Raw genomic sequence first — 24,571 nt, forward strand, 5'->3', positions numbered from 1 at the left:
GCAAAATAAATAAAAAAGTGGCTACTCCATCGGAATCAGGTCTACGCCGTTGAAATTATTAGTCAGCTGCCGGAGTTGCAGCTCCTGCTGCAGCTGGTTCTTTTGGGATAAGAAAACTTCTACCGGGATATAACGGTTGGAGTGTTGCCAGTAGCTACTGTCCAGGTTGAGTTGCAGGCACGACGTTTTCAGAAACGACAGCGCATCATACACAGGCATGAGGAAAAAACCTTTGGCACGATAAGATGGTACGTATTCCATTACATATTCCGCCTTCCATTCCGGGTCCCAGCCTATGCCGGCGTAGAAATATACCCTGCTTATTGAAAGCGGCAGGGGCACAAAGGCGCTGTCGAACGGCGCTATGTAACACGAGTAAAAAGAATCGGGCGTTTGTACCATCGTAATCAGTGCGCCATCCTGACGGTTAACAACATGCATGCTTTGCCGGTGTGCGGCATCATTCCAGGAGCTGTCTTCCGGCGCCCACTCCCGCAACCGGCCAAAAGGCGGACGTACAAAGCCGGCGCCATAATCTCCCTGCATACGCACGGCCTTCATAAAATCAGCGCCATACACATCTGCCCCCGTGGCGGGAGATGGCAGCTTAGCGCCCTTTAACAGCTTCTTCGCCCGTTTTTCTGTGTCCATCAGCAACTGCGATAAAAGGTATTGCATGGTCAGCGAAGTACGGGCGCCCATAAAAATACTGTGCTCACTTTCGCGGACTTTTATGCGGGGCGTATATTCCTGTTCAAAGCGGGCGCCAATGAAAATGGCTACAATAATGCCAAGCGCAATCCCTCCTTTCAGCAAGGCATCACGCACCAGTTTCCGGCGCTGTTGCCTGGTTTTATAACCGATCCCGAAAAACCTGCCCAGCAATGATTTGCGGCTGGCTGCCTTTTCTTCCAGTTGCTGAAGATACCGGTGTGTTTCTTCTCTCACATACGCGCCACATTTCAATGTGTTTACGGCATGCAGGATTTCCAGCGCCTTTTTATTTTCGCGGGTGCCATCCAGCGCCAGCGCAAAGTTGATCATCAGGATACCATAGTCATTCCGGAACTCCTGGAAAATATCCGGCAGTGCATTCAGCGCCTGTACCTGCTGCAAACTCACATACAGCGCGGCTTCCCTCCACCTGGAGCCGGGATCAGCTCTCCTTCGCTTTTCTGCTGCTTCCAGTATTTTATAGGATTCGGGTAATGCCCGGAATATTTTATCGTAGCTCCGGTTCAGGTGTTCGCCATCCATTAACAGCGGGTTGGCATACAATTGCCGTAGTGCCGGCGCCTGCTGCTGTTTCAGGCTGTTGAGCACTGCCGTGGTAAATACCGGCTCATAAAACGGTGCTATAAAAGTGAGGAACAGAGGCGTGCTGTAAAGCGGGTTATTATTAAAAAGTCCTGTCAGCTTACCCGTTTCCAGGAAAGCCGACAGGACGTTATCTTCATTGATCTGTTGATGTAAGTGTAATTTGCCGGGTGACTGCAGTTCATCAAAAAAAAGCAGCAGGTCGTTTTTACTAAACCATTGTGCACCTACCCTTAATACCTTTTCTTCTGATAGTTCCAGCTCTGCCATCATTTTTTTCCGGAGAAGGGATACTGCTGCAGCATCCTCCGCTGATACGGGCCCGCCATTCATCTTCTCCAGGAAAGCAAAGGGATTCAGGTATTTCATATACCGGCAAAATACTAAAAAAAGTAATCAGCCGGGTCAGGAAAACAACAGGTAAGCCAATATCAGTGTAACAATCACGTTAAACGTTTGGGCTATCAGGAACGCATACACGGGTTTCCTGCTTTCTGTGCCGATCAGGTCCTTGAAATTTGTTTCCAGCCCTATGCTGGTAAATGCCAGCGCAAACCACAGTCCCTGTAAACTTTTCAGCGATCCCTTCACCGGCGCAATAGCCGCAGGCGACAATAAAAAAGAAAACACCAGTGAAGCAATGATAAAACCAATCACGAATTTGGGAAATCTATCCCAAATCACTTTCAGCGTGGGCTTCTGTTCCTTATCGGCCGCATTCGGATGTTTGGTATAGGTCCAGTATACCGATATAGCAAAAGCAGCGATACCCAGCAACACATTCTGCGAAAACTTCACGATGGTGCTGATCTTCAATGCGGTTTCACCTACCAGCGATCCAGAGGCCACCACCGCACCGGTAGTGTCTATACTACCTCCCAGCCAGGCCCCTGTTACTTCTTCCGGGAACTGGAAATGATGGGCAATCATCGGCATAAAAATCATCATAGGGATAGCGGTGATCAATACCAGCGAAATCACCAGCGACAATTTCTTTGAATCTCCCTTAATAGCGCCGGAAGTAGCGATAGCTGCAGACACCCCACAAATAGATACAGCGCTGGATAACATCATGGTCAGTTCTTTATCTATTTTCAGTTGCTTACATACCCAATAAGAAAAATACCACACAGAAATAACTACCACCAATGCCTGTATCAGTCCCAGGGAACCGGCTTTCAGCACATCCGAAAAAATAACAGTGGTACCGAGCAATACCAGGCCTATCTTCACAAAAAACTCCGATGTAAGCGCTTCCCGGAACCAGGTGGGTAATTTAAACAGGTTACCGATCAGCAAGCCAATGATGAGGCTGAAGATAACTGCTTCCAGTCCAAGTTCATTTAACGCGGCGTTACCCGCTACAATCAGCGCTAATGTGGTTAATATAAACACAGCAGGGAATACCAGCAAGGTGTTTTTTAATGATCTGCCGGTAAGAAAGGATCCCAGCAGGGCCACCAGCAACACGTAAATAAACTGTGCGCCGATCTTTAAAAAGTTGGCGCCGGTCAATACCTTTGTGGTAAGATCACCGGTGGCATTCCATTTGTAATCCGGTAAAGCAATGTGTACTCCGGCCAGCGACAGCAGGATGATCAGGAACCCCAGTACAACAATGGCCCAATCTTCCTGTAAATAAGACTTAACTCCAGGCATATTTTTTTTCATTAAGATAGTGACGGTTTAAAAAATATCTTTCAGCACGGTGTTGGCAGCATGGTATCCGCACATGCCATGAACGCCGCCTCCCGGCGGTGTGGCGGAAGAACAGATATAGATCCCTTTGGCAGAGGTACGGTAGGGAGAAATGCGACAGGCAGGGCGGGTGTACAACTGCCTGATGTCAATGATGCCGCCATTGATATCGCCCCCTACATAGTTTGGATTATATATTTCCATCTGTTGTGCATTCATTGTGTGTTTTGCCAGGATCAGGTCGCGGAATCCCGGTGCAAAGCGTTCTATCTGCTGTTCTATGATCCGGGTCATGTCCGCATCGCTGCCATTGGGAACGTGGCAATAGGCCCAGGCTGTATGTTTTCCCGCAGGCGCCCTGTTATCAAACAGGCTTTGCTGCGATAGCAATACATACGGCGCCTGACAGACCTTTCCGTCGTATGCCTGTTGCTCCGATAAGGCAATTTCCTCAAAGGCGCCACCCAGGTGTACTGTGATGGCCTGCCTGCATTCCGGCGCGGTGAAAGGAATGGGGCCGCTCAGCGCCCAGTCCATCTTAAACACGCCCGGGCCATAGCGGTAGCGGGATAGTTGCCGTTTATAATAAGGTGAAAACTGATCACCTGCAATGGTCAGTAATTGTTTTGGCGTGAGATCAAAAACCACTGCATGATGCGATGGCAATTGCGAGAGCGAGCTAACGTGCACGCCTGTCTGAATTTGTCCGCCTAGTGAAATAAAGTATTGCGCCAACGCATGCCCGATAGCCTGTGAGCCTCCTTTGGGAACCGGCCATCCGTAGCGGTGGCCTACCGCAGACAATACAATGCCGATGGCTGCAGAAGCCACGTTGGTTAAGGGTTGTATGGAGTGCGCCGTCATGCCGGCCCATAAACCCCGCGCTGCGGTAGTGGAAAACCTGTTGGCAACAGCCGATGCAGAGCGCAGCGCATTCAGCCCAAAACGGGCCATGATCAAAGGATGCCGCGGAAAGGAAAAAGGCCCCAGGCTATCTTCCGCCACTGCCTCCCAATTGTCTGCTACCGGCTTTATCAGCTCCCGGTACACTTTTTCATCGGCTCCCAGCGCGCGGGCGGTATCGTCCAGCGAACGCGCCAGGAAGGCTGCCGTGCCGTCATCAAACGGATGGGCTGCTTCCAGCGGGGAATAGGCAAACTCCAATCCATAATCCGCCAGCGGCAATTTAGAAAAAAAAGGAGATCCCATTGCCATTGGATGCACGGCTGAACATACGTCGTGGTAAAACCCCGGCAACGTGAGTTCTGCGGTACGCATTCCCCCGCCAATGATGTCCTTTGCTTCCAGCAGCAACACCGATACCCCCTGCTGTTGCAGCCTGATGGCGGCAGACAGGCCATTGGGTCCGGACCCTACCACTATTACATCGTAATCTTTTTTCTCCATGAGCTGCTTGCCGTGGTTGAGAGATCATATCCCCGCGCTGATTCACTCGTCTACAAACCAAGTACGCTATTAACGGGAATGCAAATTATTTTTGAGAAAGATAATATTTTATTTTGCCTCTTCCACTACTACGGCCAGCCGGAGTGCTTTCAAACCGCTGAGGCCCTGCAGGTCTTCCAGTTCCAGCTCTTCCAGCTCCGGATGCAGCACACCGGTATCCTGTAAATAACGGATAAACGGCAGGTAATCATCCACATCGTCCCTGTCGGAATAGATCAACGCAATTTTATCGGGCTGGGTTAACCGCTCTTCGGTATTCCGGATATGTACTTTATCGATCCGTTTTTTAATCATCTGGTAACGGATATTATACGCGCCCTCCACATCAAACTTCCGCTCATCTGCCCGGAAGCTGATGTCAATAGGATGGTTATGCACAAAAATAAGCTGGGTGGTATACAACTCTTTTTCCATTTGCGCGATCAGCGAGTGGGTAAGCTTTGTAATGGCCACCATAGAAGACAACTGCCATAACCGGAGGTTTTTGAGATGGAAATGATTAAAGGGCCGGTCCGGTGCAATAGACTGACCAATATAAATATCATACTCCACCCCATCTGTTCTGAACTTTTCAAAATAACAGGGATAAGACTCCTGTAACCTGGCTTTCTCTGATTCCAGGTAGCCGTTCGCAGCCTGGGTGATCAGCTGCATAGACGTTTCCAGTGCATCCTTGTTCACATTACCGGCCATGCTTTGCAGGCACGCATCAATAGTTTCACGGGTATTCGGATATTGGGCGGCAATATGTTGCAGGTACTTCACCGATTCTTCTTCCAGGAACCTGTTCAGTGCATTTTCATCGGAAGGGCTCAACTGCTGATGCAACAGGGCCTGCTGCCATCGCTGGCAATGATAGATCATCTCCTGTAGCAAATCATTCTGCTGGTACTTACGCAGCACGTCCAATGTATTGGCGAGGATGCTTAAATGACTATCCAGGTCGGCAATAATTGCCTTATTTCTTTCCACAGTAGAATTCCGGATATCAATGGCGCCATACAACGGGTATACTTCTTTGAACAGGATATTGCTGATCACAGCCGGCTGGTTCTTTTTCAGCCGGTACAGGTAATACCAGGCGGCCTCATTAAATTTCCATTGCACCGCCGGTTGTATGGAGGTAAATTTCTCCTTGATGACCTTCTCTATCTCTCCGTTAAATTCTTCTATATAGATCTGCAAAAGCTGTCCTATTGCTCCTATGGCAGGTTCCAGCAGCGACAAAGTTTTTTCATCAAACATATGATCGCTCCAGGTATGTACCGCAAATGCCCCTACCGGTTCCCCCAGATGGAAAATGGGCATGATGGCGAGCGACTTTACCCCCTGCTGGCGGAAATATTCCAGGAAGGCGTATTCTTTCCGCGTTTCCTTCCAGATATCCTGAGAAAAAAAGAAGAGAGGTTTCGACATAAATGATTTCGCGTTCCGGCTGAACTCTTCCGGCGACAGGCGGCTTTCTCCCCAAACGGCAAACAATATACCCGTCCCGCCTTTTTCAAAACTATATACCGGGTTATCATTTACCCGGAGGAAAGGAAACAGGTCGAATTCAATTCTACTGTCACGCACCAACGATTTAAGCGATAAGATCACCTGTTCGAAGTTCTGCTCATTTATCAGTGTTGTACGCGATAACCTCATACCGGCAATATTCTCCACCGCTTTTTCCGCCGTTACATCCGTTACGGTGATCACACAAAATCCACGGAAGCTGAACAGGTTCAGCGGCAACATTTCTTCCAGTATTTCCTCTCCACCGCCTTCGCTGAAATGCGTATACAGCTTTACAAAATCAATTTCCGGCAGTTCCGCTTTCGCCGTTACCGTAACAAAGTCGGTGTTGATGGCCACTGCATAGTATTGCAGCAAACCGGTAGCGGTATTCACCCCTGCATGGTGCTGCTCCGTTTTCACCGGCGCCTGGAAATTATAAAGCCGCTGCAGGATCAGTGAATACACCAGTTGCAGCCTTTCCCGGTGATAATCGGCCGGTGTGCGGGTTACTTCGTAGGTATGTTCCTCCGTGTTGCTTCCGAGCAGTTGATAAATCAGGTCTGTACCATAAAAAGTAGTGGGAAGGAACGGGAAGCTGAGTCCCCATGCCAGCTGATGCTCCGGGCTCATGGCAGGAGAAAGACAGGCATATACATATTCCAGCAGACCGGAATACTGTGGCGTTTCTTCCAGGGGAATATCCCGCCGGCCAATATCCGACGCTTCAAATGCTGCCAGCGCTTCTTTATACAACCGGGCCTTCACCGTGGGTTCTTCCCCGATCCGTTGCCTGAGATAGGATATAAATGCTTCAAAGGAAATGGCTGCATCTATTGCCAGTGGCTGCGCCTTTTTTCCCGACACATCCAATATGGTTGTTTGCATAAAGAGGAATATTCTTTTTCAGGATCAAAGGTAGGGGAAATCCCGGCTATTTACGAGGTGTAACACGCATGCGATGGCGGAGAGCAATAAATATCTTATCTTGTTGTCCTGTAATTTCACCCCGATACAAACATCTCTTAAACAGCTGCAAATCATGAAAACAATTTACCTGTTAACAGCTGCGTTATGCCTGTTAATTAACTCCGCAACCTTTGCACAGCAAGACTCTGCCGCCATGATGAAAGCATGGACAGACTACATGACACCAGGCCCCGCACATCAGAAAATGGCACAAATCGACGGCGAATGGACAGCCGACATGACCTTCTGGGAAAAACCAGATGCGCCACCCACCAAATCAATAGGCGCCGCCACGTACAAAATGATCCTGGGCGGCCGCTATTGCGAAGGCCGTTATACTGCCAACATGATGGGCATGGACTTCGAAGGGATCAGTACTATGGCGTACGACAATGCAAAGAAAATGTACATCTCCACCTGGGTGGACAACATGGGCACCGGCATCACCGTGATGGAAGGGAAAGCTAACGGCGATGCACTTGAATTTACCGGCAAAGGACTGGATCCCGTAACCGGCAAAGAACACAATATCCGCCAGGTAATGACATGGCAGGATAAAGATCATCACAGCATGGAAATGTACAAAACCGTAGATGGAAAAGAAACAAAAGACATGGAGATAAAATACACCCGCAAATAACACCAGGTTTTGCAGGGGATTCAGCTTCCGGCGGACGCTAATTCCCCTGCTTTAAAATATCATTCACGTTATAATCCGGCGCGCCTCCCGCATAAGACGCCACCAGCGCCCCCAACGCATTGGCAAACACCAGGCATTCCCGCGCCGCACACCCACGGATTATACTATGCAGAAACCCCGCCAGGAAGGCATCCCCACTACCGATAGTATCCACTACCTTCACCGCAATACCAGGTTCCACATAAAAAATATCATTCGTAAACAACAACGCACCATCTGCACCCATTGTTACCACAATAGTCTCAATCCCAAAACGCTCCGATAACATACCCACGGCCTGCTCCTTATCCACATAAGGATGATACCATTCACTGATCAGTTCCAGCTCACTGGTATTCAGCTTCAGGATATCACACTCCGTCAGCAGCCATTCCACATGCGCACGGGTATAATGCGGCTCCCTTAAATTAATATCCAGCACTTTTACCACATCCTCCTTCAATGCCTGCTGCAATGTATGCAGCGATACTTTATCACGGGAGCAAAGACTTCCGAATACAAAATAGCGTGTAGCCGTATCCTTTAGCCGCGCTGCCAATGCAGGTTCCCATTCAATAAAATCCCACGCTGCCGGGTATACGATATCATAATGTACATTATGCGGATCAGTCATATCAGCAAATACTTTCCCGGTTTCCTGCTGCTCATCGATCTGCACCAGGCTGGTATCCAGTCCAAACCGGCGCAGCATATCCAGCAATCCCTGCCCCCGCACATCACGCCCCACCCGCGATACCATCGATACCTGCTCTCCCAGCTTTTGCAGGTGGTAAGCTACATTCATCACCGCCCCGCCGGGTAATTCCTTCTCCGGTAAAATATCCCAGAGCATTTCACCAAAACATACAATCCCGTTTGCCATAATTTTCCAATTTTGATTAAAGGTGATGATCCCTTACCTTGTTCAGACAAAATACGATAAAGCGCTTATATTTATAATTTGAAGCCCCCTAAACCCGGAAAAAGATGCACCAGGAAGAACATTTAAAAAGCTCAGATTTTATTACAGATATGGTCATTGGCATGAGCGACGGACTCACCGTGCCCTTTGCCCTGGCCGCAGGACTCAGCGGCGCCGTGAGCAGTAATAACATCATCCTCACCGCTGGTATCGCTGAAATTGTAGCCGGCTGTATTGCTATGGGCCTCGGTGGCTATCTCGCCGGGAAAACAGAACTGGAACATTATGAAAGCGAATTAAAAAGAGAATATACGGAAGTAGAAACCATGCCTGCCAAAGAAATAGAAGAAGTGAAAGAAGTGTTTGCGGAATATGGCCTCAGCCCGGAAGTACAACACCTGATTGCCACCGAGCTGTCGAAAGACAAAACCAAATGGGTGAACTTCATGATGAAATTTGAACTGGGACTGGAAGCGCCTGATCCAAACAGGGCGCGGCAAAGCGCACTCACCATCGGCGTCTCCTATTTTGTAGGCGGACTCCTGCCTTTATCGGCCTATCTTTTCACGGACACGCCCCAACGTGGTTTGATGGGCTCCACCGCGCTCACCATCATCTGCCTGTTTGTATTCGGCTATTTTAAAAGTAAAGTAACCGGGCAACCACCCACACAGGGAGCCCTGAAAGTAACCATGATAGGTGTGCTCGCCGCTGCCGCCGCTTTTGCCATCGCAAAACTGGTTTCCTGAAAGTGAACATATACGATACCCGGCTGTTTGTAATCAGATCATTCGCATACGAGGAACATGAAGATATCACCTAAAGCAAAAATATGGCTGAAAGTACTGGCCATCCTGCTCATCATCAGGATAGCCATAGGCGTGCTGTTATATTATCTTGTGGAACATAAGTTCGTAAACATCATACAGTACATCGTGAACAAGGAATCCGGTAACGCCTATACGTTTAATGCGGATGATATCGACTTCTCCCTTCTCAAAAGAAATATTGTAATCAGTGGCGCGCGGCTTACAGGAAAAGATACCGTCAACGTGGCCTCACATTTCGATGTGTCCATTCCCAGGGTCTATCTCTCCATACAATCCTGGCGGGCACTGATACTGCATAAAAAATTGTTGGTGGACAGTCTTTCCGTGATCAGCCCGGCGCTCAGCATTCATGAACATGTGTCGCGCGGCCCACGCCAGGAAGGGTTCCAGCTTTCATCTGTAGTACAACACCTGGAACAAGCCCTTCAATATGTAAATGCCCGCATCGTTCACCTGCAAAACGGCTCCCTGTTATACAGCAAGGTAAAGGGGCCGCCGCCACTCCATGTTGATCATTTCAATTTCTCTATCCTCAATTTCTCTAAAGTTACCCAGGCCGACAGCCACATTCTCGGATCGGATGATGTGGACTTTTCATTCGATCGCCAATACTGGGTCCTTCCGGATGGCAGGAATACCATCAGCTTCAAACGGCTGCACTTCTCCGGTAAAAAACAAATCTTTGAACTCGACTCCGCTACTATCTTCAGTGCCGCTACTGCCACAAAAGGAGAGATGTCGCTGCAGGCAGATAAATTCTACTTCAGCGCCCGGCATCTCCCTGCTATTTATATGCGGGAAGAATTGCTGATAGATACCCTCGTATGTATCCGCCCCGTGCTGAAGCTCCCCGGCAGAAAGGTGAGTACCAAAGATAGAAAAGTAGCGCTGGACAGCCTGCCCAATACTCTGTTTAAAAGAATGAACTTCAGGTACATCGAAGTAAAAGATGGTGAACTGTTGCTCCGCGGCAATGTGTCTACCGGCACTACCAAACGTACCAACCTGAATATCTATAACCTCACCATTGCGCATGATACCACGCCCGGTATCACCACCGACAGTATCGCACTGAACCTCAATAAAATAAAGTTCTATTCGCTCGATAGTATGTTCCAGCTCAGCGTGGATGAATTTATCCTGCAACAAAATGATGTGATCTTTAACAACGTGGAATATAGTCCCACGCCACAAAACCATTCCGGCAAAGGATTAACATTCCGCGCACCATCCCTGCGGCTTAACAATGTAAGCCTGGAACACTTGCTGAGAAAGCGTTTGAAAGCTGCCAGCGCGATACTCTACGAACCCGGCATCACCTTTCTTACCAAAGCAAAGCAATCCGTTAAAGGTAAACCACCAACAGACAGCACCGCGCTTAAAATGCCGGCCTTCTATCAAACATTGCATGGCCTCAGTGAACTGATACAGGTGAACACTTTCCGGATAGTAGATGGTAATGTTAACTTTACTTCCAACGGTAAATCAAAGGTGACGATACTGGTAAAAAAACTGAACACCGATATCCTGCTGCACAACTTCCTGCTCAGCGATTCACTGGTAGATATTAAACACGCCATGCCCAACCTGCGTATCCTGCAAATGAACGTGATATCCGACAAGGCCAATATTACGCTGGACAACTATAGTTTCAACGGTACCCACCGGCATAACAAAGCCGCAAAAGCAGCCGTGGCACTCTCTAACGGCGCCCGCATTGCTGCACGGGATCTTTACTGGGAAGTGTTCGACTGGGATGTATACCAGCAAACAAAGGATATACAGATAGATGCGTTGAGAATAGGCGCCATCAATATACAGGCGCCGCATAGTGGCGCAAAGAAAGAAGCTCCTGCAAAGAAGGATCTGCCGATAATCCGCGTTGGTCGTGTAAACATCGGCAACATGCAGTTTAACAGCGAAGGCGCCGGTGAACACAGCAGTTTTAATGCGGATAAAATTACTTTGAAAGATGTACGCACGCGCGAACGCTTCTTTACCTGGGCAGCTGCCACCGGGCAGCTTAACCTCATCAGCCATCATAATAAAAAAATGGATGTTGCCATTGGAGGCATGCAGTTTAACAGCAACGGCCATACGCATATTACTGACGCCGATGCTACGCTGTATAACGGTAACGGTCACACTAAAATAACGGTTCCTTCTCTCGATATTCAAACCAATATCCATAGCACCGATTTCAGCAGGGTAGCTATCAGTAAACTGGCCACAGGCAATGCCGCGGTTGCGCATACCAGCATTAAAGGACATGACACCACCCGGCTGGAAACACAGGCCACGCTTACGGGAAATCAACTGGAATTAAATACGGTAGGCCAACGCCTGTTGCAATATGGCGACATGAATGTGCAACTATCAGCGGTTTCTTATAGCCATACCGGTACCACTGCCGTGGTTCCACAGCTATCCCTGCAACTTAATAAAGGATCGTTGCATAAGGACAAGTCCGGTCATTTGTCGATCTATTCCGGTGTAGCCCTCGCATGGCGGGAGGCGCAACTTTCCCTGCACCATGCCGATACATTGGAACTGGTATTGCAAAAATTGTCCGGCATGTTTAAAGATGCGTCCTTCTCCTGGCGCCAGGGCCATAAAATGAAGTGGCAATCATTTATCAGCAATACCACTCTCAGCGACGGCGGATTACGCTACCGCAATAAACAGATCCATGCCCACGCGGAAAACTTTAAACTGGACCCCGCCACCCAAACATTTCATGTGAGCAACTTTGAAGTAGCGCCCAACCTTACGGCAGCAGAAACTTTTCGCACCGCCCGCTGGCAGCGCGATTACATTACGGTGAAAGGAGATGCATTACAGATCAGCGGTGTCAATATGCATCACCAACCCGGCGACACCACTATTGCCATCCGCAAAATCACGGTGAATAATACGCTGCTGACTACGGCCAGGGATAAACGAATTCCATTTGAACACGGCGTCGAAAAATGGATGCCTACAAAATTAATTCACACCATTCCATTTGCCTTGCAGGTGGATTCTATCGTGGTAAAGCAATCGGCTGTAACGGTCAATGAATCGTCGAAGTCCACACACAAGTGGTCGGCCGTACCCATTACAGATATCAACGCCCTGATCACGCATTTCGGCAATACGTACAGTAACACCGACAGCCTCCTGGTGCAGGCCACCGGCCGGCTGCTGGGAAATCCCATCCGTTACTTTTCCTATCATGAATCCTATGGGGATTCCCTTTCGGGCTTCACGGCACAAAGTTATCTCGCCCCGATGGACCTGAAGGATTTTAACGCCGTAGCCATCCCGATGGCTGCCGTAAAAGTAAGACGCGGTTATGCAGATACGGTCTTCTCACAATGGTCAGGAAATAAATACGCTACGCTGGGCAACATGAATTTTTACTATCACAACCTGAACATACAGGTGCTCAATAAAAAGGATTCCACGCGCCAGGGTTTCAAGGCTAACCTGGAAACCTTCCTCGCAAACGCTTTCCTGAGAAACCGCAATCAACGGCCCACCCTTATGTTCTTTGAGCGCGACCGGGAGAAGTTCATCTTCAACTACTGGGTAAAAGCAGAAACTTCCGGTATGGTAACAGCCGTAGGCGTTAAAAAAGACCGGAAGTACCTGAAGAAATATAATAAGGTAGCGAAGAAATACTCTTTACCAAAAAAATAACTTATTCCCTGATAATTGCCAGGGCCCTGTCCAGCAGCTCATCCCTGTTTTCCCGTATACCCTTCACCGTTGGTTCCATCACAATGTCAGGAACAATGCCTACACGCTGCGTTTCCCGGCCATCAGGATAATACACGCCAATGCCGGTGATCAGCGTTTGTACGCCGCCGGGAAGTGTGAAATAAGAAACATTTCCATCTGCCCCGGCGGTAGTACTGCCCAGCACCACTGCACGCGGCGCCAGCCGGAGCGCCATCGTTACAAACTCGGCATTGCTTTGCGTGGTGGCGTCTACCAGGATCACCAGTTTGCCTTTGTAATAATCTTTGTTTCTTGTGCCGGCTTTCATTTCATCTGTCATACCAAACAACCCTGGTTGCTGTACACTGCCAACGGTAAACTTAGCAAAAGGTACGGGCGACGGCAACACATACTTCACAAGTGAATTCAGCAGGTTGTCCGCAGGATAAGAACGCAGGTCTATCACCATTCCTTTGGTATTTCTAAAAGCCTCTCTCACCGAATCCATTTGTGTGTTCTTAAAATTGCCCGGGTATACATATCCCACGTCTTCTCCTATCATCTTCCAGGAAACAGACGGCCAGTCATTCGCTATAATAGCCTGTTTATAAGTAGTGGTGGCCAAAGCTACACTGCTGACTTTACCATCTCTTTCGTATTCCATTTGCAGGGTACTATCCTGCGTTTGAAACAGGATCCGTTCAATCCTGTTTAGCTGTGTGGCATAATTGGAAGCAGAGGTAAGTGGCAATAATCTTTGTACCATAGCTGCCACCGGCTCTTTATTGATAGCAGTAATCACATCCCCGATGCATAGTCCGCATTTTTCATCGCCCACTTTTACCAGTACGGCCTTGTTTTCCACGAACCGCGCCCTCAATGGCAGCGTTCTAAATCTATCCACTCCGCGGATCACTACATTGGGGCCATACATGCCTGCGTGCGAATCGTGAATGCCTGCAATCAGCCGCAGCAACGCAGTTTGGTATGCCGCGGTATCTGCCGCGGCTATCATTGCGGGGATATGCTCAGCCAGTTTATTATTCCAGCCTTCAGTGATCAGGTGCTTATAGGGAAAATAATACTGTATGATGTTCCAGTAGCGGTATAATGCCAGCAGGCGGAAACCTGCGTCAGGATAGGGCATTGTGTTATAACCTTCTTCATTCTTAAATGCCGGATTACCCGCAGGCTCCAATCCGAGGTAATAACTGACATCATCACGGGGCATGGCGGCCACCTTTTTCAGGGCCACAGATAACGCAGCGCCGAGGGTTTTCTCATCTGAGATCCAGTCAAGATCAGGTGTAAATTTAACAGCCATTTTACCGGTGCGTGTACGCCGGAATTCCTGCGGCGCCGCAAGCTGATTGGTCCAGCGAAACAGCACCTCATTCCTGGCCGTTTCGCTGGTACTGTTCAGTATCGCCGGCAGGATCCGGAATAGTTCATAGTCCCAGTTATACTCCCCGGCCATTACCGCAGGATGATAATATTTCAGGAAGCCCCAAACTTTTCCAAGTACTTCCAGGTGTGTTATTTGCAAAGGTGTAAGACCGGAAATATTTATACCGGAGCCTTTATCGAACACATGATCGCTGTCGGCCTTATACACGCGGAGGGGTGGCGCTTCCTTCAACGGCTTTCCATCAATCAATATTTCCAGGTTATCTGCCCATACGTTGCCATTGCTGTGATTAATGGCGCCGGCGTATACTGTGCCGCCACCTGGCGGAAGGGAAAGGGTAATGCTGTATTTTTTCCAGCCGGTGGTTCCCTGCAGCCGCTGCTTCTGCATATTGTCCATTTTGTACACAGCGCCCGATGTATTGTCCACCCGCATAAACAGGCCGGCATAGCCATTGGTCACCGAATCCAGTTTCAGGTAGCCATTGAGCAAAATGGTTTTCCCGGCGAAAGTAACCGGTATACGCATTACCGTGCAACCGAAATCGTTACTGCCTCTTTTTTGAAATGGCGTAATACGTAATGCTCCATGTCCTTCGTAACTGGCGCTGTCAACGGCGAGGCGGTAATTGGAGCCCCAGTCGATCCAGCCGGACGGTAGTCCGCCATCCGGTTTTTTACTTTCAAAACTTCCATCGAAGGACGCAGGGAATTGTGCTGCAACAGGAAGAGATAAGGCACACGATAATAAAAGGGCTGGAAAGCGCATAAGGAACAGGATTTTCAGGTTCAAATCTTACCTTAAAATAACGGGTATTTTTGTGCACTAAAAGTTAAAGTATGTACTTGATTATTTTAAGATTTTTTTGGCGTATTTTAACCTTCTTTCATTTACAACTTTTTATCCGACATTTGTTACCCAATTTTAAACGAATATGAAAGTTTGCATTGCTGAAAAACCAAGCGTGGCAAGGGATATTGCTGAAGTGATCGGTGCGAAACAACGCAAAGATGGCTACTATGAGGGCAATGGCTACCAGGTAACCTGGACTTTCGGACATTTCTGTACCCTCAAGGAGCCGCACGATTATTACGAGCAATGGAAGTTCTGGCGGCTCGAAGATCTGCCGATGATTCCTCCCAGCTTCGGTATCAAACTGATTGAAAATTCAGGAGTACAAAAACAGTTTAAAATTATAGAAACCCTGGTACAGGCCTGTGAAGAAGTGATAAACTGCGGGGATGCCGGCCAGGAGGGGGAACTGATCCAGCGCTGGGTGCTGCTGAAAGCCAAATGCGCCGCGCCCATTAAAAGACTCTGGATTTCCTCACTAACGGTAGAGGCTATCCGCGATGGTTTTCAAAACCTGAAAGCTTCCGAACAATATAATAACCTGTACGCTGCAGGCAGCGCACGCGCTATCGGCGACTGGCTCCTGGGCATGAACGCCACCCGGCTGTTCACCAAAAAATTTGCGCAGGGCAAAGTGGTACTGTCTATCGGAAGGGTGCAAACACCTACTCTGGCCATGATTGTACAACGGCAAAAGGAAATCAATGCCTTTGTATCCGAAGATTACTGGGAACTGAAAACCATTTACCGGGAAACAGAATTCACCGCGGCCATCGACCGGCTGAAAACACCGGATAAAGCCGCCAAAGGGCTCTCCTATCTACAGGAACATCCGTTTGAAGTAACTTCTTTTGAAAAGAAAGATGGAAAAGAAGGCAATCCGCGCCTGTTTGACCTCACCGCCCTGCAGGTGGAAGCCAATAAAAAATTCGGCTTCTCCGCAGACGATACGCTCAAATATATCCAGAACCTCTACGAGAAAAAGCTGACCACCTACCCCAGGGTAGATACCACCTATCTCTCAGAAGACCTTCACCCAAAAATTGCGGGCATCCTGCAGGACATGATGCCCTACAGCGCGCTCACTGCACCGCTGCTGGCCGCGCCGATCCCAAAGCTGAAAACCGTTTTCGACGATAAAAAAGTAACCGATCACCATGCCATCATCCCTACCGGTCAGCATCCCGGTGGTCTTCCCCTGGAAGAAAAACGGATCTACGACCTGGTGGCCCGCCGCTTTATCGCCGCTTTCTACCCGGAATGTAAGATCTCCAATACCACCGTACTCGGCAAAGTTGGACAGGTACCTTTCAAAGTAACCGGTAAACAGATCATAGAACCCGGCTGGAAAGAAGTTTATGCCAACGATATAAAAGAGAAAAAGGAAGGGGAAGAAGAAGAAAAAATACTCCCACACTTTGAAGTGGGTGAAAGCGGGCCGCATACCCCCCGCATCCACCAGGGTAAAACATCTCCTCCCAAAGCCTTTACAGAAGCTACTTTGCTGAGAGCAATGGAAACTGCCGGCAAGCAGGTAGATGATGAAGAAATGAGGGAACTGCTGAAAGACAATGGTATCGGCCGGCCTTCTACCCGTGCCAACATCATCGAAACACTGTTCCGCAGAAAATATATCGAGAAGAAAAAGAAGAATATCTATGCCACCCAAACCGGCATGGATCTCATTGACACCATACAAACAGAATTACTGAAAAGCGCCGAACTAACCGGTCAGTGGGAACGTAAACTACGCCTCATAGAAAAAGGCGAATATGCTATGGATACCTTCAAAGATGAACTGATCCAGATGGTGGTTGATCTTACCAAAGAAGTAAAAACCGCCAGCTACAAGTTCATCACCATTGCTCCCGATCCGCCACCCGTACCGGAAGAAAAAGAGAAGCCTAAAAAAGAACCTAAGCCCAAAAAGGTAGTGGTGATAGAAGAAATGCAATGCCCGAAATGCAAAACGCATCCACTTAAAAAAGGTAACACAGCCTATGGCTGCGCCAATTTTAAGGAATGCGGCTTCAAACTTCCTTTTGAAATACTGGGCAAAAAGTTAACTGATAAACACATCACGGATTTGCTGACCAAAGGCAAAACCGCCAAAATAAAAGGGCTCAAAGTACCCGGCAGCGGGGAAGAACGTGAAGGTAAACTGGAGCTGGGAGCGGATTTTAATATCAGCATGTCTTAGTGAGGAGGGCATCGCCTTCGGCGATGATAAATTGTCTTGGAGCAGGATTACGCTGATTTTACTGATTACACTGATTTGATTATGTTTTGATTTTAAATGATTAGGGGAGATATAAGCGGATATTTTCGTTTATATCTCCCCTAATCATTTAAAAATCTAAAATCCCAGAAAATAAAATCAAGGAAATCAGTAAAATCAGCGTAATCCTGCTCCAAGACAATTTATCATCGCCGAAGGCGATCCACCACTACGCAATCGCAGTTCCTACGGTTACTTCTTTCCACTGTTCCAGGTCGGCTTCCAACGCGGCTATTTTCTGATAAGCGAGGTTGTAGGCGTCTTCACCGAGGAAGAGGTGCAGCGGTGCATTTTCCACAGTGGCTACATCGATGATGGCGGCTACTGCTTTTTCAGGATCTCCAGGCTGGTTTCCGTTGATCTCCTGCTGATGCGCCTGTTGGGTGGCGCGAACAGACTCATAGGCAGCCAGTGGGCTGGCAGGCAGGCCCAGGGAGCCGGAAGTAAGGAAATCGGTTCTGAAATAACCGGGTGAAACGATGGTAACGGAAATACCAAAAGGTTTTACTTCTGCGGCGAGCGACTCTGATAAACCATCTACTGCAAACTTGGTAGCGCAATAGATCCCGAAGCCGGGGAAGCCACCGGTAAAGCCGGCAATGGAGGAAATATTGAAGATCTGTCCCGACTGCTGCGTTCTCATATGCGGCAGGATATTGCGGGTTACATTCAGGAGGCCGAATACATTCACCTCAAAATTGTTTCTTGATTCCGCATCCGACAGCTCTTCAATGCTGCCTATCTGTCCGAATCCGGCATTGTTCACCAGCACATCGATACGGCCAAAACGGCTGATCGTTTCTTTTACTGCTACCTGTATGCTGTTCTCATTTTTAAGGTCAACGGCCAGCGGCAGAAAATCCGCGTCCGTTGCAATTTTGCGCAGGTCGTCGATGCTACGTGAAGTGGCGGCTACTTTATATCCTTTACCTAATAATTGTTTTACAAGGGAGCGGCCTAATCCTTTGGAGGCGCCGGTTACAAACCATACTTTTTTGTTGTCCATGAACTTGTGTTTTTTGTTAACACAAAAGTAGATCAGGGAACGTTGCCGCCTGTTACGTTATTCAAACCAATGATTGCAAAAATCAAACAACGCGAAAAGCCCCGGGAGTGATGCTGGTTTGTTTTTTGAAAAAGTTACTGAAGTGGGCAGGTTCTTCAAATCCGAGGGCATAGCTGATCTCTGCCACGTTCCAGTTGGTGTGCTTTAATAAAGCCTTTGCTTCGGCGGTTATGCGTTCTGCAATATGTGCCGTGGTGGTTTTACCGGTGGTTTCGCGGATGGCCCGGTTCAGGTGGTTTACGTGTACGGACAACTGCTTTGCAAAGTCGTTGGCAGAACGCAACGCAAACCGCTGTGCCGGCGATTCAATAGGGAATTGCCGTTCCAGCAGGTCGGTAAATACCGCGGTGATACGCGACTTCGCATCGGCATGCTGGTACAGGGTTTCGGAGGGTTGCATCTTTAATGCGTAATGGATGATTTCTGTGAGGTAACTGCGCAGCAGATCGTATTTATAGACATAGTCCGTATTAATTTCTGTGAGCATCTTTTTGAAGATCTCTGATACTTCTTTGTCCTGTGCCTTCGTGAGTATGTAAGAAGGAATGCCGCCCGGCATCATCATGGGCAGATCGTGGATGTTACCACGGGTGGCGCCGGTAAAAAAGGACTCCCTGAATATGCAGAAATAGCCGCTATTATCGGCGGATAGAGGCTCCCAGCCATAAGGTACCTGCGGGTTGAAGAAGATCAGGGTACTGCCTTTCACTTCAATGGTTTTATCTGCATAGTGATAGAGGTTGGTTCCCCTTAGCAGGCTTACCTTGTAAAAGTCGCGGCGGCTGTACTTCACCGTTGAAGCGCCGTCTACAATACAGTCTTCCAGCCGGAACACATTAAAATGTCCTATATCCTGCTGTAACTTATCGGGTACTGCCTGGAACTTATATTCGTAAAACTCCCGGAGTGTTTCTGTTTTGTTCATCTTACAAAATTACAAAATTCACACTATGGTTGATGTGATGATGGTAATTATCCGGAAAATCGCCATCATCACATTATCCTGTTTAGCCGGGACTTTTCTCCGGTCCCGCGCCCTAACAGGCCAGTATCAGGTCTTCCGGTTCCCGGAATTTCCGTTCGCTGCTTTTAATAGGCACGTCGTTGATGGCCGCCAGCCTGCGCTGCATGAATCCGTCGGCATTAAACTCCCATAGCTCATTACCGTAAGATCTGAACCAGTTACCGGCATAGTCGTGCCATTCATATTCAAAACATACAGCAATGTGGTTGTCTGTAAAGCTCCAGAGTTCTTTTTTCAGGCGGTAGTCCAGCTCCCGCTGCCATTTTTTTGTAAGAAAGGCCACTACTTCTTCCCGGCCGTTGATGAACTGGTCGCGGTTGCGCCACACAGTATCGGGTGTGTATACCAATGATACCTTTTGCGGATCACGGCTGTTCCAGGCGTCTTCTGCCATCTGTACTTTCTGCAGGGCGGTTTCACGCGTAAACGGGGGAAGGGGGAATTTTTGTTCCATGATAAAAATGTTTAAAAATGATGAATATGATTTATACAGATAGATCGATCTGTCTATTTAAAAAGATTTAAAAAAAGATGCCCGGCATCTTTTGATTTACAGGTGGCCTGTTTGGCCTGAACTGATACATGGAGTGCGCAGGTAATTACCGCTAATCTAACGGTGCAGTCTGCAATCAGCCGCCGTACTACAACCTCCTGACTGCTTCGTCTGCAGTTCCGGTAAAGCTGCCGTACTACAACAATCCCAACGCCATTTTCCTCGCTTCCTGCACCGGCCACTGATTCCGGTAAAGCTGGCTTTCCACGATCGCGGATTCAAACAACAGGTAAACATGATCCTTTAACAATTGCTTTTCGTTGGTGAGGATCTCCCCCAGAAAGGCGCGCAGGTCTTTTTTATGATCCTGTATCACTGTCAGCACCGCGGTATCCTTTTCCGTAGTTTCCGACAGGATATTCAAAAAGGCACACCCTCTGAAATGCTCTCTTTCATTATTATCCAACAGGAAGTCAAACGCCGCCGCAATTTTATCCTTCGGTTTGCTGGCCTCATCAGTAAAGCTTTTCAACCCCGCCATCCAGTCGATATGACGCTGGTTTAAGAACGCCAGGAGCAGGGATTCCTTTGATTCGTAATGCAGATATAAACTGGCTCTTGCCACACCGGCTTCTTCAATTACCTGGTTAATACCCGTGGCATGATATCCCTGGTTATAGAAAAGCGTAGTGGCTGTATCCAGCAAACGCTGCTTCGGATCACCTGTTTTCTTCTTCATGGAACAAAGATAAGAAATAAATAGACAGATCGGTCTATCTTTTTTTCATCTACATAAAACAATAAAAAAAAAGTGTGGCTTACTTTATCTTGTTGTCAAATAATCAAGCGCTTAGCATGCATTCAACATTCCGGAAATTGTTTCTGTACCTGTTATTTTTATGGCCTGTCGTGTCAACCAGTGCAAAGGCGGGCAGCCTTACCACCAGAACGGCTTTCACAAAAGCCTATAGCCATTACAAAGCGATGGGAACGCCCGCCCAACCTGCTACTGCCAGCAAAGCAACATCAGGAGTCACTCCCTGTGAGGCTACCGGCCTGAAATGTGAACACCTGGTAACGCCACTCGGCATAGATGCCGCTCATCCGCGGCTGTCGTGGCAACTGGAAGATACGCGCCCCGGCGCGCGTCAAACGGCTTACCAGATCCGTGTATCCACCGACTCCCTGACACTGAACACCCACCCGCTCTGGACCTCCGGAAAAATTAACCGTGCAGATATCCTGACCACTTACTCCGGAAAAGCACTCGATCCGTTTACCCGCTACTACTGGAGCGTGGAAGTGTGGGATAAAGACGGCGTAAAATCCATTGCCCGCCGCTCCTGGTTTGAAACCGGCATGCAGCAACAAAACAACTGGAAAGGCGCCTGGATCAGCGACGACAATAACGTTCGCCTGAAACCCGCCGCTAACTTCAGGAAAGTTTTCACGGCTTCTAATCCAATTAAATCCGCCCGCGCCTATATCGCGGTGGCAGGCCTGTATGAACTGTATATCAACGGGGAAAAAGCAGGCAACCACCGCCTCGATCCCATGTACACACGCTTCGACCGCCGCACCCTGTACGTTACCTACGATGTTACCTCCCTGTTGCAATCCGGTAAAAATGCCATCGGCGTGATGCTTGGCAATGGGTGGTACAATCACCAGTCCACTGCCGTATGGAACTTCCATGAAGCGCCGTGGCGCGGCAGACCTGCATTCTGCCTCGATCTGCGGGTAACCTATACCGATGGTACCGTGGAAACCATCTCCTCCGGGAAAGACTGGAAAACAGCGCTGGGACCTATTGTATTTAACAGCATCTACACCGCCGAACATTATGATGCCCGCAAGGAACAACCAGGATGGAGCACGGCAAATTTCGACGATAGCAAATGGAAGAATGTTATTTACCGCGCCGCTCCCTCTCAAAATATTGTATCCCAACAATTATATCCCATCGAAAATGTGGAGGAAATTCCTGCTGCCGGCGTTACCCATCCCAACGACAGCACCTGGATATATGACCTGGGCAGAAATATTGCCGGTGTTAGCAAGATCCGCGTAAGCGGTGCAGCCGGCACCGTCATTAAACTGAAGCACGGCGAACAACTGGATAAAAAAGGTTTCGTGGATCTCTCCAATATCGTGGTGCATTACCGCCCTACAGATGATACCGATCCTTTCCAGACAGATATTTTTACCCTCAGCGGCAAAGGCGAGGAAACCTTCATGCCCCGCTTTAATTATAAAGGTTTTCAGTATGTGGAAGTTACCAGCACCAAACCGGTGCAGCTCAATAAGGAAAGCCTTACCGGCTATTTCATGCACAGCAACGTACCTCCCGCGGGCCACATTCATGGCTCCGATTCCATGATCAATAAATTATTCGCAGCCACCAATAACGCATATCTCTCTAACCTGTTCGGCTATCCAACGGATTGTCCGCAGCGTGAAAAGAACGGCTGGACGGGAGATGCACAGATCGCCATTGAAACAGGGTTGTATAGCTACGACGGCATCACCATCTATGAAAAGTGGCTGGCAGATCACCGCGATGAGCAGCAACCCAACGGTGTGCTGCCCTCTATCATTCCAACCGGCGGCTGGGGATATGAATGGGGCAACGGTCCGGACTGGACCAGCACTATTGCCATCATCCCGTGGAACATCTATCTTTTTTACGGGGATGCCACGCTGTTATCTGCTTCCTATGATAATATGCGCCGGTATGTAGACCGGATCACCGATATCAGTCCTTCCGGATTAACCACCTGGGGCCTCGGCGACTGGGTACCGGTAAAATCAAAATCACCGGTAGAATTTACCTCATCAGCCTACTACTACGCCGATGCACTGATACTGGCCAAAGCTGCGAAACTGTTTGGCAAAACAGCCGACTATACCTATTACAGCGCATTAGCAGAAAAGATCAAAACCGCCTTTAATGCCAAATACCTGAACAAGGAAACCGGTATTTATGGAGAAGGAGTACAAACAGAGCAAAGTGTTGCCCTGTACTGGGGATTGGCGCCGGACGCCATGAAAAGCAAGGTAGCAGCCAATCTCGCAAAGAGAGTAGCCGCGGATAACTTTCACCTCGACGTAGGTTTGCTCGGAACCAAAAGTATCCTGAATGCGCTGAGTGAAAACGGGTATGCAGATGTGGCCTGGAAACTGGCCGCGCAACGCACCTTCCCTTCCTGGGGCTGGTGGATCATGAACGGCGCCACTACCCTCTTTGAAAACTGGGACATCAACGCTTCCTCAGACCTATCGCGCAACCACATCATGTTTGGCGAAATAGGCGCCTGGATGTACAAAGGGCTCGCCGGTATTAAGCCGGACGAAAATGCTCCCGGGTTTAAAAACATCCTGCTGTCGCCCAATTTTGTGGAAGGACTCGATCATTTTGAAGGAAGTCATGACAGCCCTTATGGTACCGTAGTTTCTTCCTGGAAAAGAAACGGTACTGCCATCACCTACCGTGTGACAGTACCCGCAAATGCCGGTGCAGACATCTTCTTTCACATCTCACCCACACAAAAAATATATGAAAATGATAAACCGGTAACTACACAAAACACCGGTAAAGGGTTACGTTATCATGTAACCGCTGGTACGAAAGAGTTTCAGATCAGGTAAGCCGGATCTTTCGGAATAATTTCCACTCCTTTCTTTCCTGCTATGATGGCAGCATGCGCCATATTGTAAAAAAGCGAAGTTTCAAGAATACCCGGAATTTCCTTTAAACGATCATTGAGGCTGTCTAATGGCGGGAAAGAACGGAACCAGATATCAATGAGCAGGTTGCCATTCTCCGTAATCACCGCGCCATCTTTTTTATTGCTGAGCCGGATCACCGGGTTAGCCAGTGAAAATATTTTCTTCAGCTGCTTCATCACAAAAGGAACCGCTTCCGGGATCACCTCTATCACCACGGGGAAAGTAGTGTACAACTGCGTTACGTATTTGGAGCCATCGCCGATAAGGATAAACTTATCTGCCATCGCGGCCAGCAATTTCTCGCGCGTATGAATACCGCCGCCACTTTTCAACGCATTCAGCTGATGATCGAACTGATCGCATCCATCGAAATAAATATCCAGTTGGGATAGCTCACCGGGTTGCTTCGTGTTAAATCCATGTTCCTGCAGCAACTGCTGTGTACTAAAGGAAGAGGTGACCGTAGTAATACTTTTAAACAACGTTTCCTCCGTTTTCAGGTAATTCACCAGGTGTGCAATGGTGCTGCCTGCGCCCAGTCCTATGGTATGGCCGGGTTTTATATAATCCAATGCTGCCTTTGCAGCCACTTGTTTCAGATCTTCCATATGGGTTGTTATGAAAGGTAAAGATGCGATTT

Annotated in this window: 16 protein-coding genes; 5 read left to right on the forward strand and 11 right to left on the reverse strand. The window is 48.5% G+C overall.

Annotated elements, in window-relative coordinates:
* Nucleotides 1–21: 21 nt before the first annotated feature.
* The 4 genes from ACMXI2_RS20795 to ACMXI2_RS20810 form a co-directional block, all read right to left on the reverse strand.
* On the reverse strand, nucleotides 22–1,686 hold the full coding sequence (locus tag ACMXI2_RS20795; protein ID WP_483777990.1) for a hypothetical protein: 1,665 nt from the start codon (nucleotides 1,684–1,686) through the stop codon (nucleotides 22–24).
* Between the two features lie 36 nt (nucleotides 1,687–1,722).
* Complete coding sequence (locus ACMXI2_RS20800; protein WP_483777991.1) at nucleotides 1,723–2,976, reverse strand: YeiH family protein; 1,254 nt, start codon at nucleotides 2,974–2,976, stop codon at nucleotides 1,723–1,725.
* A 27-nt stretch (nucleotides 2,977–3,003) separates the two neighbouring features.
* Nucleotides 3,004–4,422 (reverse strand): phytoene desaturase family protein, encoded by a 1,419-nt coding sequence (locus ACMXI2_RS20805; RefSeq protein ID WP_483777992.1) that lies wholly within the window; start codon nucleotides 4,420–4,422, stop codon nucleotides 3,004–3,006.
* 108 nt (nucleotides 4,423–4,530) lie between these two features.
* Nucleotides 4,531–6,867, reverse strand: coding sequence for a GAF domain-containing protein (locus ACMXI2_RS20810; RefSeq protein WP_483777993.1), 2,337 nt, complete (start codon nucleotides 6,865–6,867; stop codon nucleotides 4,531–4,533).
* 154 nt (nucleotides 6,868–7,021) lie between these two features.
* Between ACMXI2_RS20810 and ACMXI2_RS20815 the strand changes: the two genes are divergently transcribed.
* The gene (locus ACMXI2_RS20815) at nucleotides 7,022–7,588 is read left to right on the forward strand and encodes a DUF1579 domain-containing protein (protein ID WP_483777994.1); all 567 of its coding nucleotides are present in this window, start codon (nucleotides 7,022–7,024) and stop codon (nucleotides 7,586–7,588) included.
* 37 nt (nucleotides 7,589–7,625) lie between these two features.
* Here the strand turns inward: ACMXI2_RS20815 and ACMXI2_RS20820 are convergent, their stop codons facing one another.
* Nucleotides 7,626–8,510 carry a carbohydrate kinase family protein gene (locus tag ACMXI2_RS20820; protein ID WP_483777995.1) on the reverse strand — a complete coding sequence of 295 codons (885 nt, stop codon included), beginning with the start codon at nucleotides 8,508–8,510 and terminating at the stop codon, nucleotides 7,626–7,628.
* Between the two features lie 104 nt (nucleotides 8,511–8,614).
* On the opposite strand from ACMXI2_RS20820, the gene ACMXI2_RS20825 reads away from it, so the two are divergent.
* A complete protein-coding gene (locus ACMXI2_RS20825; protein WP_483777996.1) occupies nucleotides 8,615–9,298 on the forward strand; it encodes a VIT1/CCC1 transporter family protein in 684 nt (227 codons plus the stop codon).
* A 57-nt stretch (nucleotides 9,299–9,355) separates the two neighbouring features.
* Nucleotides 9,356–13,060, forward strand: a complete 3,705-nt coding sequence (locus ACMXI2_RS20830; protein ID WP_483777997.1) for a hypothetical protein — start codon at nucleotides 9,356–9,358, stop codon at nucleotides 13,058–13,060.
* Between the two features lies 1 nt (nucleotide 13,061).
* On the opposite strand, the gene ACMXI2_RS20835 is transcribed toward ACMXI2_RS20830, so the two are convergent.
* Nucleotides 13,062–15,257: a S41 family peptidase gene (locus ACMXI2_RS20835; protein WP_483777998.1), complete on the reverse strand. Its 2,196-nt coding sequence runs from the start codon at nucleotides 15,255–15,257 to the stop codon at nucleotides 13,062–13,064.
* 166 nt (nucleotides 15,258–15,423) lie between these two features.
* Between ACMXI2_RS20835 and ACMXI2_RS20840 the strand changes: the two genes are divergently transcribed.
* Complete coding sequence (locus tag ACMXI2_RS20840; RefSeq protein WP_483777999.1) at nucleotides 15,424–17,541, forward strand: type IA DNA topoisomerase; 2,118 nt, start codon at nucleotides 15,424–15,426, stop codon at nucleotides 17,539–17,541.
* A 247-nt stretch (nucleotides 17,542–17,788) separates the two neighbouring features.
* On the opposite strand, the gene ACMXI2_RS20845 is transcribed toward ACMXI2_RS20840, so the two are convergent.
* The 4 genes from ACMXI2_RS20845 to ACMXI2_RS20860 form a co-directional block, all read right to left on the reverse strand.
* Entirely contained in the window at nucleotides 17,789–18,625 is an 837-nt protein-coding gene (locus ACMXI2_RS20845) for an oxidoreductase (protein ID WP_483778000.1), read from the reverse strand.
* A gap of 82 nt (nucleotides 18,626–18,707) precedes the next feature.
* Nucleotides 18,708–19,610 carry an AraC family transcriptional regulator gene (locus ACMXI2_RS20850; RefSeq protein ID WP_483778001.1) on the reverse strand — a complete coding sequence of 301 codons (903 nt, stop codon included), beginning with the start codon at nucleotides 19,608–19,610 and terminating at the stop codon, nucleotides 18,708–18,710.
* Between the two features lie 112 nt (nucleotides 19,611–19,722).
* Entirely contained in the window at nucleotides 19,723–20,163 is a 441-nt protein-coding gene (locus ACMXI2_RS20855; RefSeq protein ID WP_483778002.1) for a nuclear transport factor 2 family protein, read from the reverse strand.
* 235 nt (nucleotides 20,164–20,398) lie between these two features.
* A complete protein-coding gene (locus ACMXI2_RS20860) occupies nucleotides 20,399–20,941 on the reverse strand; it encodes a TetR/AcrR family transcriptional regulator (RefSeq protein ID WP_483778003.1) in 543 nt (180 codons plus the stop codon).
* A 116-nt stretch (nucleotides 20,942–21,057) separates the two neighbouring features.
* Between ACMXI2_RS20860 and ACMXI2_RS20865 the strand changes: the two genes are divergently transcribed.
* Entirely contained in the window at nucleotides 21,058–23,850 is a 2,793-nt protein-coding gene (locus tag ACMXI2_RS20865) for an alpha-L-rhamnosidase (protein WP_483778004.1), read from the forward strand.
* Here the strand turns inward: ACMXI2_RS20865 and rpiA are convergent.
* Complete coding sequence (rpiA, locus tag ACMXI2_RS20870) at nucleotides 23,838–24,539, reverse strand: ribose-5-phosphate isomerase RpiA (RefSeq protein ID WP_483778005.1); 702 nt, start codon at nucleotides 24,537–24,539, stop codon at nucleotides 23,838–23,840. The genes ACMXI2_RS20865 and rpiA overlap by 13 nt on opposite strands.
* Nucleotides 24,540–24,571 lie beyond the last annotated feature (32 nt).

The sequence above is a fragment of the Chitinophaga sp. G7 BAM 1005 genome (genome assembly GCF_057126945.1).

Coding starts and splice junctions, on each gene's coding strand:
- ACMXI2_RS20835 (WP_483777998.1), bottom strand. CDS start 15,257: ATGCGCTTTCCAGCCCTTTTATTATCGTGTGCCTTATCTCTTCCTGTT.
- ACMXI2_RS20840 (WP_483777999.1), top strand. CDS start 15,424: ATGAAAGTTTGCATTGCTGAAAAACCAAGCGTGGCAAGGGATATTGCT.
- ACMXI2_RS20830 (WP_483777997.1), top strand. CDS start 9,356: ATGAAGATATCACCTAAAGCAAAAATATGGCTGAAAGTACTGGCCATC.
- ACMXI2_RS20805 (WP_483777992.1), bottom strand. CDS start 4,422: ATGGAGAAAAAAGATTACGATGTAATAGTGGTAGGGTCCGGACCCAAT.
- ACMXI2_RS20865 (WP_483778004.1), top strand. CDS start 21,058: ATGCATTCAACATTCCGGAAATTGTTTCTGTACCTGTTATTTTTATGG.
- ACMXI2_RS20810 (WP_483777993.1), bottom strand. CDS start 6,867: ATGCAAACAACCATATTGGATGTGTCGGGAAAAAAGGCGCAGCCACTG.
- ACMXI2_RS20845 (WP_483778000.1), bottom strand. CDS start 18,625: ATGGACAACAAAAAAGTATGGTTTGTAACCGGCGCCTCCAAAGGATTA.
- rpiA (WP_483778005.1), bottom strand. CDS start 24,539: ATGGAAGATCTGAAACAAGTGGCTGCAAAGGCAGCATTGGATTATATA.
- ACMXI2_RS20800 (WP_483777991.1), bottom strand. CDS start 2,976: ATGCCTGGAGTTAAGTCTTATTTACAGGAAGATTGGGCCATTGTTGTA.
- ACMXI2_RS20825 (WP_483777996.1), top strand. CDS start 8,615: ATGCACCAGGAAGAACATTTAAAAAGCTCAGATTTTATTACAGATATG.
- ACMXI2_RS20820 (WP_483777995.1), bottom strand. CDS start 8,510: ATGGCAAACGGGATTGTATGTTTTGGTGAAATGCTCTGGGATATTTTA.
- ACMXI2_RS20795 (WP_483777990.1), bottom strand. CDS start 1,686: ATGAAATACCTGAATCCCTTTGCTTTCCTGGAGAAGATGAATGGCGGG.
- ACMXI2_RS20855 (WP_483778002.1), bottom strand. CDS start 20,163: ATGGAACAAAAATTCCCCCTTCCCCCGTTTACGCGTGAAACCGCCCTG.
- ACMXI2_RS20815 (WP_483777994.1), top strand. CDS start 7,022: ATGAAAACAATTTACCTGTTAACAGCTGCGTTATGCCTGTTAATTAAC.
- ACMXI2_RS20850 (WP_483778001.1), bottom strand. CDS start 19,610: ATGAACAAAACAGAAACACTCCGGGAGTTTTACGAATATAAGTTCCAG.
- ACMXI2_RS20860 (WP_483778003.1), bottom strand. CDS start 20,941: ATGAAGAAGAAAACAGGTGATCCGAAGCAGCGTTTGCTGGATACAGCC.